Raw genomic sequence first — 10,722 nt, 5'->3', positions numbered from 1 at the left:
GCATACGACAGGGGCGCCCTCTCCCGACGGAGAGGGCGCCCCTGGTTCGCGGTGCGGCCGTGCCTAGCGCAGGCGGGCCATCAGCGCGTGCTCGACGAGTGTGATGAGCGTCGACTTGGCGTCGGCGCGGTGCCGGGCGTCCGTCGTGATGATCGGGGTGTCCGGGCCGATCTGCAGCGCTTCCCGTACCTCGTCGGGGCCGTACGGCTGGTTGCCGTCGAAGCCGTTGAGGGCGATGACGAACGGCAGGCCGCTGTTCTCGAAGTAGTCCACGGCCGGGAAGCAGTCGGCGAGCCTCCGGGTGTCCACGAGAACGACGGCACCGATGGCGCCGCGGACCAGGTCGTCCCACATGAACCAGAAGCGGTCCTGTCCGGGGGTGCCGAACAGGTAGAGGATCAGGTCCTGGTCCAGGGTGATGCGGCCGAAGTCCATGGCGACGGTCGTCGTCGTCTTGTCTCCGGTGTGGGTGAGGTCGTCGATGCCCGCGGATGCGGACGTCATGACGGCCTCGGTGCGCAGCGGGTTGATCTCCGAGACGGCGCCGACGAACGTGGTCTTGCCCACGCCGAAGCCGCCCGCCACCACGATCTTCGCGGACGTGGTGGAGCGGGAAGGCCCTCCGCTAGAGCTTGCGAAGTCCACTGAGCACCCTTTCGAGCAAAGTCACGTCTGGCTGACCGCCGGCGTTCTCGTCGCCGCCGGGCTGATGGATGGCGACCAGGCCCGCCTCCGCCAAGTCGGCGACGAGAATCCTGGCCACGCCGAGAGGGATCGTCAGGAGCGCCGAGATCTCGGCCACCGACTTGATCTCCCGGCAGAGATTGCAGATCCGCTGATGCTCGGGCAACTGCCCCTGCATCTGGTGCGGCTGAGCGGTGGTGTGCACCAGCGCCTCGATGGCGAGCTGGTAGCGGGGCCTGGTACGGCCGCCCGTCATGGCGTACGGACGTACCAGGGGGTTCGACGCCCCCGCGGGCGCCGGCTCGGGTGCGCGTCGCTGCGGCTGCACGGGCTGGATGCGCGGCGCCGGCGGCTGGTCGTACGGCGAGGGACCGGGACCCTGGGGGCCCTGGGGCGCGTACGGCTGACGCCGGTGGCTCGGTGCGGAGGGGAAGTTGTACCGGTTCGGGTTCTGCGAACCGTCACCCTGACCCTGCCCCTGACCGGGGCCGTAGGACCAGTTACCCGAAGACGAATTGCCTGGGGGTGTTGCCACTTTCTCCTCCTCCGACTGTGCCGGGCACCCATCACTGTGATGCCGCGTCCCGAAACCTTATGGCCTAAGGACGCCAAAACGCACCGTCTGTCTGCTAGTTGAGAAGGCTCCCCTGGAGCTCCGCACGAAGATCCGGGGTCAGAACCGTGCCCGCACGGTCCACGAGAAGCGCCATCTCGTACCCGATGAGGCCGATGTCCGCTTCGGGATGTGCGAGGACCGCGAGCGACGAACCGTCGGAAATGGACATCAGGAAGAGGAATCCCCGCTCCATCTCCACAACCGTCTGATTCACGCTGCCACCCTCGAAGATGCGGGAGGCTCCCGCGGTCAACGAGGTAAGTCCGGACGCGACGGCGGCGAGCTGGTCGGCGCGGTCACGGGGAAAGCCTTCGGACATCGCCAGAAGGAGTCCGTCGGCGGAGACCACCACCGTGTGCGACACCCCGGGGGTGTTGTCCACGAAGTTGGTGATCAACCAGTTCAGGTTCTGTGCCGCCTGGCTCATCGGGCTCACACTAACGCTCCTGGTTGTAGGTGCTGTCAGGCCCACTGTGGTGATTCCCAGTGGCCTGGCCGTTCGTGTCACTACCTGCATTGCGTCCCCGCTCGACGCCCCGGCGCAGGTTGCTCAGCCTGCCCCGGACGTCCTCGGGGGCGCGGGAGACCTGGGGGCCGCCCTGGGGGGTCGACTCGGCGGTTCCCTCGACCAGGTTGGCCTTGGGGACCCGACGGGGCAGACCCGAGGAGGTGACCCCGCCCGCCTTGGGCTTGCGGAGCTGCTCGGCGCGCTGCCACCGGTCGTCGTTCGACGAGCGCCAGTCACCGTTGCCCTGCGCGGCCGCGGGCGGATCCTGGTTCGCGCGCTGCTGGTCGTCGTCCCCACCGGGAGTGGATCCGCGGCGCGGCAGCCCGGCGTCGGTCAGCTCGTGGACGGCGGAGGGGCCCGGTCCCGGACGTTCGAAGCCTACGCGGTCCCGCTCGCCCGCGTCAGCCTGTGAGGATTCCGTTTCCGGAGCGTACTCGGACCGGTATCCGCCCTGGTACCCGTCCTGCTGCGGCCAGTCGTCCTGGTAGGACGGCTGCTCGAAGGCGGAGAAGGTCTCCGAGGCGGTGGAGCGGGCGGCGGGCCGCTCCTGCTGCGCCGGCTCCTGGTACCCGGATTCCGGATAGCCGCCGTTCGGCGGGAAGTACGTCTCGTCGTACGCAGGCTGCTGCTGCCCCTCGTACGCCGTCTGCTGGTCGTACGTCGTCTGCTGGTCCTCGTACGTGCCCTGCCCGTTGTCGTACCCGGGCTGCTCGTCGTACGCGGGCTGACCGCTGTCGTACGGGTGCTGCTGGGCGTCGAAGCCGTCCTGGTACCGGGCGGCCTCGATGGCCTCCGGGCCCTGCGCCTGGGCCTCCAGGGCCGCACGGCGCTCCTCGCGCATCAGCGAGCGGCCGACGGGGTCGAGCTCCCGGATGTCGTCCGGGACCTCGTAGCGGCTGTCGTCGAAGCCGAGCTCGGCGGCCGTCCGCATCGGCTGGCCCTGGAAGGGCTCGCCCTGGAACGTCTGCTGCTCGGGGATGATCTGCGAGACGGTGAACTCGTCGCGCTGCATCTGCTGCTCGCCACCGCCACCGTGGGTGATCGCGTCGGGGAGCATGACCAGCGACGTGGTGCCGGCCTGCTCGCCCGAGGGGCGGAGCTGGACGCGGATGCCGTGCCGGTCGGACAGCCGGCCGACCACGAACAGGCCCATGCGCTGGGAGATCGCGACGTCCACGGTCGGCGGGTTGGCCAGCTTGTGGTTGATGTCGGCGAAGTCCTCGGCGGTGAGGCCGATGCCCTTGTCGTGGATCTCGACCATGATGCGGCCGTCGGGCAGCCGGGTCGCGGTGACGCGGACCTTGGTCTGCGGGGAGGAGAACGTCGTCGCGTTCTCCAGCAGCTCGGCCAGCAGGTGCACGAGGTCGGTCACGGCGCGGCCGTGGATCTCGGCCTCCGGGACGCCGGACAGCTCGATGCGCTCGTACTGCTCCACCTCGGAGGAGGCGGCGCGCAGTACGTCGACGAGGGGGACCGGCTGGTCCCAGCGGCGGCCCGGCTCCTCGCCGGCGAGGACCAGGAGGTTCTCGCCGTTGCGGCGCATACGGGTCGCGAGGTGGTCCAGGCGGAAGAGGTTCTCCAGCTGGTCCGGGTCGGCCTCGTTGTTCTCCAGGTCGGTGATCAGGGTCAGCTGGCCCTCGATCAGGGACTGGTTGCGGCGCGACAGGTTGGTGAAGATCGCGTTGATGTTGCCCCGCAGGAGGGCCTGCTCGGCGGCGAGCCGGACGGCCTCGCGGTGGACCTGGTCGAAGGCGCGGGCGACTTCGCCGATCTCGTCGGTCGTGGTGATCGGGATCGGCGTGACCCGGGTGTCGACGCGTCCGGGATCGGTGCGCGAGAGCTGGTCGACCAGCATCGGCAGGCGCTGCTCGGCGACCGCGAAGGCGGCGTTGCGCAGCTGGCGCATGGAGCGGCTCATCTGGCGGGCCACCATGCCGGCCAGGATGAAGGCGGCCAGCAGGGCGAGGACCACGGCGGCACCGGTGATGATCGCGTCGCGCTTGGCGTCGTCCGCGATGCCGGAGGCCTCGGTCACGGCCTTGTCGGCGAGATCCGACTCGATCGTGCGGTAGGCGTTGAACTTGGCGGTGTTGACCGCCCACCAGTTGGGGGCGGTGATGCCCTTGGCGGCGAGCGCCTGGCGCTCCGCGGGGTCCGTGGACGACAGCTTCGCGAGGGCCGAGACCATGGCGGTCGGCTCGGACGGCGGCGGTACGTAGGTCTTGCCCTCGGCCTGGGCGGACGCGGCCGCCTCCTTGGCCTGCTCCTCGCCGTCGGCCTGGAGCTTCTTCTTGGCCGCGTCGAGCTTGGCCGCGTCGGCCGCGGTGCCACCGCCGATGTACTCCTCGACGGCGATGCCCTCGAGGTACGCGTAGGAGGAGAGGGCGACGCGCTGGCTCGTCAGGCTGCCGTTGCCCGGGCCCGGCTTGACCAGCAGGTGCATGCCGATGGACCGCTCCAGGGACAGGGCGGCCTTGGTGAGGGAGATCGCGTAGACGGTCCGGCCGTAGCTGGTGATGTTTCCGGTGCCCAGACCCAGCTCGTTGGCGAACTCCATCAGCGGGTGCTGGATCTGGACGTAGCCCTCTTCGGTCTTCACGCCGGAGAGCTTGCTCGTGTACGCGTTCTTGCGCAGGGAGACCAGGCTGGGCTCGACCTTGCGGAACAGTCCGAGCCGGCGCTCCAGGCCCGGCTTGTCCGGCATGCTCCGGGCGGCCTCGTCGAAGGCGTCGGCGGCCCGGTTCGTGGCGGCGCGTGCCTTGACCACGTCCGGGTTCTTCTCGCCTTCACCGCCGAGCAGGGGGGCGGCCGTGAGGTCGCGTTCCTCGATGAGCTGGTTGGCGTAGGTCAGGGAGGCCCGCACGAGGCGTGCGGTGTTCTGCGCGTCCTCGGCCTCCTGCCAGGTGTCGATCGAGCTCTTCACCTGGAAGCCGCCCATGACCAGGCCGACCAGCACGGGTATGAGCAGGATCGCGTTCAGCCGGGCCGGCACCCGCCAGTTGCGCGGGGAAAAGCGACCGCCGCTCGGGGCGGGCGCCGCCGTCGGCTCGGGGCCGGACACTTGTGCGGGCGCCGCTCCGCGCGGCGGCGGGGTGAAGTTGCCCCGTGCCGACGGCTCGGGACCGTTCTTGCTTCGCCTCACTCGACCAACAACCTCTCGGCGTCGGCACCTACGTTGTGCCGCGGTGTCTCCAGCGCCCTGTCTACTGGGCAGTTCAGGCATTCCAGCACGTCAGGCAGCGCTCTTCCAAACACTCGGAACCCAACATTCCGTGTGATGTAAGCCCTAGATAAAACGGTCATAAAGAACGAGCCCCGTCAAATGGCGGGGCCTTCATGAGCGCAGCGACACCGAGCGACCGCGTCGCGTGGCGGCCTGAGCGGATATCTCTGTCGAAACGTTATGAACACTGAGGCCGGCCGTGTCAAAGGACACAGCCGGCGCCAGCGAATCTACGACAACTGCCGTACGGCGCTGCCGATTTGGATCATGGGGAGCCTGGACGACTACCGCAGGCGGGCCATCAGGGCGTGCTCGACCAGGGTGATCAGCGCGCTCTTCGCGTCGGCGCGGTGCCGGGCGTCCGTCGTGATGATCGGGGCGTCCGGACCGATCTGCAGGGCCTCGCGCACCTCCTCGGGCGAGTACGGCTGGTGCCCGTCGAAGCCGTTGAGGGCGATGACGAACGGCAGCCCCGAGTTCTCGAAGTAGTCGACCGCGGGGAAGCAGTCGGCGAGCCTGCGGGTGTCCACGAGAACGACGGCACCGATGGCGCCGCGGACCAGGTCGTCCCACATGAACCAGAAGCGGTCCTGTCCGGGGGTGCCGAACAGGTACAGGATCAGGTCCTGGTCCAGGGTGATACGGCCGAAGTCCATGGCCACCGTGGTGGTGGTCTTGTCCCCGGTGTGGGTGAGGTCGTCGATGCCCGCGGACGCGGACGTCATGACGGCCTCGGTGCGCAGGGGGTTGATCTCCGAGACGGCGCCGACGAACGTGGTCTTGCCCACGCCGAAGCCACCTGCCACCACGATCTTCGCGGAGGTGGTCGCCCGGCCTCCGTCAGAGCTTGCGAAGTCCACTGAGCACCCTTTCGAGCAGTGTCACGTCAGGTGCACCGCCGTTGTTCTCGTCGCCGCCCGGCTGGTGGATGGCGACGAGTCCCGCCTCGGCGAGGTCCGCGACAAGAATCCTGGCCACACCAAGAGGCATCGACAGCAGAGCCGAGACCTCGGCCACCGACTTCACCTCTCGGCAGAGGTGGCATATTCGCTGGTGCTCGGGGAGCAGCCCCATCAGCTGCGCCGGGTCGGCCGTGGTGCTGATCAGCGCCTCGATCGCGAGCTGGTAACGCGGCCGGGTCCGGCCGCCGGTCATCGCATACGGACGTACCAGCGGCTGGTCGCCCTCGTCTCCGTACGGCTCAGCGTACGGATCATGAGAGGCGGTGGGCGGGGTCATGAATCCTCCGGGCGGGACAGCAAGTCGGTCAGTCGTGCCGTCGGGGAAGGGCCGGTGGGGGGATTGTGTCGGCCGGACGGTGATTGCGTGAGTTCGCTGGAACCAGGGCCGTCAGTGGAGCAGACTTCCCTGTAGTTCGGCACGCAGGTCGGGCGTGAGCACGGCGCCCGCGCGGTCGACCAGCAGTGCCATCTCGTAGCCGACAAGGCCGATGTCGCACTCGGGGTGGGAGAGGACCGCCAGCGACGATCCGTCCGAGACGGACATCAGGAAGAGGAAGCCGCGCTCCATCTCGACGACGGTCTGGGCCACCGTGCCGCCCTCGAAGATCCGGGATGCCCCGGCCGTGAGCGAGGTGAGCCCGGACGCGACCGCCGCGAGCTGGTCGGCGCGATCGCGCGGGAAGCCTTCGGACATCGCCAGAAGGAGTCCGTCGGCGGACACGACGACGGTGTGGGACACCCCTGGGGTGTTGTCCACGAAGTTGGTGATCAACCAGTTCAGGTTCTGTGCCGCCTGGCTCATCGGGCTCAACTAGTGCTCCTGCTGGTGAGTGGGGCTGGGGAAGCTGCCGGTCTGGCCACTACCGGCCTGGCGACCCTGCTGGATGCCCCGACGGAGATTGGTCAGCCGGCCGCGTACGTCATCGGGCGCACGCGATACCTGCGGACCGGGCTGGTGCTGTTGCTGCTGAGCCGTGCCCGCGACGAGGTTCGCACGCGGTACCCGGCGCGGCAGGCCTGAGGTGGTGACCCCGCCTGCCGACGGTTGACGGACGCGCTCTGCCTGCCGGACGAGGTCGTCGTTCGGAGAGCTGCGCCACGAGGAGGTGGCCGGCGGACCGGCCTGCCGTGCGGGTGCCGGCGCCTGAGACTGCGGCTGGAAGGCCTGCGCGGAACCCTGCGAGCCGTTGTGCCGCCCGCCGCCCTGGTGCTGACCGCCCTGCGCCTGGCCGCCCTGCGGCTGCGCCTGACCGCCCTGCGCCTGACCGTGGAACCAGTTGGTCTCCAGCGTGTCGTACAGCGGCGTGCGGCCGTCGCCCGGACCCGCCGGCGGCAGGGCCTCGGGCTCCTGCGGACGCGCGGGACGCTGCTGCGGCGCCTGCTGGCGCGGGGCGCCGAAGTCGGCCGGACCGCCGCCGTTGACCTGCGGCCGCTCGAACTGGCCGGTGGCCGACGGGTCCTGCGCGCCGTAGCCCTGGGCCGGGAACTGGCCCGTGGCGGACGGTGACGTCTGGCCGCCGTACAGGTCGGAGCGGGCGAACGACCCGGTGTTCTGCGGCGCCGCAGCGCCGGGGCGCGGGGCGTCGTAGTCCGGGCGGGGGAACTCGGAGGTGGAGCCGACGCCCTGACGGTCGTCGATCCGCGGGATCTCCGAGGTCGCGCCCGGACCCTGGCGGTCGTCGATCCGCGGCAGCCGCGAGGTCGAGGACAGCGGGTCCGGCTCCTCGTGTCCGCGCGGGGTGTCGAGCGAGGCACGCGGCACCGGCGGCTGGGCGTTCTCGTCGCTCCAGCTCGGCCGCTGCTGGGCGTTGCCGCCGGGCAGCTCGGCCCGGGCACCGCCACCGCGGCCGGGGAGCTGCGGCCTGCGCCGGCGGGACTCCTTGGGCTGCTGCGGGGGCGCGGCCGCGGGGCCGGCCTGCTGCGTGCCGGCCGCCGTGTCGCCGAACCCGCCCTGGTGGGCGCCGGGCGCGGCGTCACCGAAGCCGCCCCGGCGGGAGCCGGTGCCTGCGTCGTTGAAGTTCTGCGGGGTGCCGGTACCGGCGGCCTGGAGGCCCTGCGGGGCACCCGGCGCGCTCTGCCCGAACCCGCCGGCACCGGCACCGGCCGGAGCCGGCCTGCCCTGCGCCGGGTTGTTCTGGCCGTGCTGCGGCGCGCCGGGACCCTGCGGTCCGCGTGCTCCGCCCTGGCCGCCGGGGCGACCGCCCTGGTTGCTGGTGGGCAGTGCGGCGCGCGGCCCCTGGCCGGCGCCCACCTGTCCGCGCTGCGGAGCGGCACCGAGGAGCCCGCCGCCGGCGGCGGGAGCACCCGCGCCGAGGGAGGGACCGCCCTGGCCGCCCTGGCCGCGGCGGGCCGCGGCGACACCGGCCGCGGCCTGCGCCGCCGCCGGGCCACCGGTGCCCTGAGCGCCCTGTCCCGGCTTGCCGGGGAGCTTCTTGCCCTGGGCGACGTCCACGGGCAGCATGACGAGGGCCGTCGTGCCGCCGGAGTCGGACGGGCGGAGCTGGATGCGGATGCCGTGTCGCTGCGACAGGCGGCCGACCACGAACAGACCCATGCGGCGGGAGACCGACACGTCCACGGTGGGCGGCGACGCGAGCCGCTCGTTGATCGCGGCCAGGTCCTCGGGGGAGAGGCCGATGCCGGTGTCGTGGATCTCGATCAGCACGCGGCCGTCGGGCAGCGCGTGACCGGTGACCTTGACCTTGGTCTGCGGGGAGGAGAACGAGGTGGCGTTCTCCAGCAGCTCGGCGAGCAGGTGCACGAGGTCGTTGACCACGCGGCCGGCCACTTCGGTGGTCGGCACCGAGGACAGCTCGATGCGCTCGTACTGCTCCACCTCGGAGGCGGCGGCGCGGAGCACGTCGACCAGCGGGACCGGGCGGGTCCACCTGCGGCCCGGCTCCTCACCGGCGAGGACGAGGAGGTTCTCGCCGTTACGGCGCATGCGGGTCGCGAGGTGGTCGAGCTTGAACAGCGAGGACAGCTGGTCCGGGTCGGCCTCGCGGGACTCCAGCTCGGAGATGAGCGAGAGCTGACGCTGGATGAGGCCCTGCGAACGGCGCGAGAGGTTGGTGAACATCGCGTTGACGTTGCCTCGCAGGAGGGCCTGCTCGGCGGCCAGTCGGACGGCCTCGCGGTGCACGTCGTCGAAGGCCGCGGCCACCTGGCCGATCTCGTCCCGGGAGTGCACACCGACCGACTCGACGGAGGTGTCGACGTCCTGCGGGTCGGACTCGGAGAGCTGCTTGACCAGCTCGGGCAGGCGGTCCTGGGCGACCCTGGTCGCGGTGTCCTGGAGCCGGCGCAGCGAGCGGATCATGGACCGGGCGACGACGAAGGCGCCGACCAGCGAGACACCGAGGACGAGCAGGATCAGCGCACCGGAGACGAGCGCCTCGCGCTCGGACTCGCTGCGCAGCTCACGGGCCTTCTGCTCCATCTGGTTCAGGAGGGTCAGCTCGAGCCTGGACATCGTCTCGATCTTCGTCGAGTCGTCGTCCAGCCAGTCCCGGTACGAGAGCTTGCCCTGCGAACGCATCCCCGCTTCGCTGTTCAGCACACGGCTCGCGTAGCGGTCCGCCGCCTCGATCGTGGGGTTGTTCGAGTTCATGAGCTTGGTCAGGTCCTCGGCGCCCTCGCCGTAGATGTTGTTGAAGGCGTCCAGCTCGGACTTCTGGCTGGTCTGGGCGGAGAGGGCGTACAACCGGTCGTTCGAGGACAGCGAGCCGAAGGTGTCGTCGTTCGCGGGCAGCGACGCGGCGATGACGGCGCGCTGGATGGACGCGTACTCCTTGGCGGAGGAGAAGGCCGACAGGGCGCGGGTGCGCTGGATCATCTCCGGGTTGCTGGTCGCCTCGGCCATGTCCTGGGAGAGGTCGAGCAGCTGGGAGATGAGGCGGTGGTACGCCTCGACGGTCTGCGCGGAGTTCTTGGGGTCCTTGTAGGCGCCGTTGCGGATGGTGTTGAGGTTGCCCAACTGCTCCGCGATGCCGACGACGCTGTCGCGGACGCCCGTGAGCTGTCCGTTCGCGCTCGCGTCGTCGACTTCCTGGGTGCCGGTGAGGAAGGCCTTGGTCGCGTCGTCCGTCTTCTTGCGGACGCCCTGGACCGTGAAGTCGGTCGCCGTGTTGCCGTGGGCGAGGGGACCGGCCGACTCGTCGCGCTCGTCCTGCAGCGCGACGGCGAGTTCGGTCGCCTGCTTCGTCATGTCCGTCAGCAGCTTCATGTTGTCGAGCTGCTGGATGTCGTCCATGGACTGGTTGATGCGCAGCGCGCCGAGCGAGGTCGCGGCGACCACGGGGAGCGCGAGCAGCGAGACCAGACGGGTCGAGATGCGCCAGTTGCGCAGCGCTATTCGCGAGCCGGGGCCGGTCGGGCCCTTCGGCGTCCCGGCCGTCGTGCCGGCGCCCTTCGCGCCGGACCGCGCGGAGCGGTCGCCGCTGCCACCGCCGGACTCGGCCGGTCCCGGGTTCTGGGCGTGCTGGGGCGAGGAACCGCGGTCGGTCCCGCCGTGCGGCTCCGGCTCCGCCGAAGCGCTGCCATCCCTCTTGAAACGTCCCTGCACTAGCGTCGCAACCTCTGGACCAGGCGTCCCTCCGCGCGAGCGGCGAGGACGGTGTCGGCGTCGTTCAAGGGCGCAGTGCGCCCCCTGGTGGTCGTGAGTGACCGGCGCTGGCTCCCCCTTCCCGCCGCCACTCGGCGCTGCGTTGCGCCCCTGCGCGCCGGTTCC

Annotated in this window: 8 protein-coding genes; all 8 read right to left on the bottom strand. The window is 70.8% G+C overall.

The window, feature by feature from the left end:
- Positions 1-63: 63 nt before the first annotated feature.
- Complete coding sequence (locus ACWGIS_RS25515; RefSeq protein ID WP_121406158.1) at positions 64-645, bottom strand: GTP-binding protein; 582 nt, start codon at positions 643-645, stop codon at positions 64-66.
- Positions 626-1,219, bottom strand: coding sequence for a DUF742 domain-containing protein (locus ACWGIS_RS25510; RefSeq protein ID WP_453364764.1), 594 nt, complete (start codon positions 1,217-1,219; stop codon positions 626-628). The genes ACWGIS_RS25515 and ACWGIS_RS25510 overlap by 20 nt, the downstream gene beginning before the upstream one ends.
- Before the next feature lie 94 nt (positions 1,220-1,313).
- On the bottom strand, positions 1,314-1,727 hold the full coding sequence (locus tag ACWGIS_RS25505; protein WP_030948713.1) for a roadblock/LC7 domain-containing protein: 414 nt from the start codon (positions 1,725-1,727) through the stop codon (positions 1,314-1,316).
- A gap of 10 nt (positions 1,728-1,737) precedes the next feature.
- Positions 1,738-4,950 (bottom strand): sensor histidine kinase, encoded by a 3,213-nt coding sequence (locus ACWGIS_RS25500; protein ID WP_453364763.1) that lies wholly within the window; start codon positions 4,948-4,950, stop codon positions 1,738-1,740.
- Between the two features lie 365 nt (positions 4,951-5,315).
- Positions 5,316-5,891, bottom strand: coding sequence for a GTP-binding protein (locus tag ACWGIS_RS25495; protein WP_121406161.1), 576 nt, complete (start codon positions 5,889-5,891; stop codon positions 5,316-5,318).
- Positions 5,872-6,270, bottom strand: coding sequence for a DUF742 domain-containing protein (locus tag ACWGIS_RS25490; protein ID WP_059131717.1), 399 nt, complete (start codon positions 6,268-6,270; stop codon positions 5,872-5,874). Before ACWGIS_RS25490 ends, ACWGIS_RS25495 begins: the two co-directional genes overlap by 20 nt.
- A gap of 111 nt (positions 6,271-6,381) precedes the next feature.
- Positions 6,382-6,795, bottom strand: coding sequence for a roadblock/LC7 domain-containing protein (locus tag ACWGIS_RS25485; RefSeq protein ID WP_010984127.1), 414 nt, complete (start codon positions 6,793-6,795; stop codon positions 6,382-6,384).
- Positions 6,796-6,804: 9 nt separating this feature from the next.
- Entirely contained in the window at positions 6,805-10,557 is a 3,753-nt protein-coding gene (locus ACWGIS_RS25480; RefSeq protein ID WP_453364762.1) for a nitrate- and nitrite sensing domain-containing protein, read from the bottom strand.
- Positions 10,558-10,722: the final 165 nt, after the last annotated feature.

It is taken from the genome of Streptomyces sp. NPDC054842, from assembly GCF_053611025.1.
Note: the sequence above shows the minus strand (reverse complement) of the source record. Positions and strands in the feature narration are given on the sequence as shown.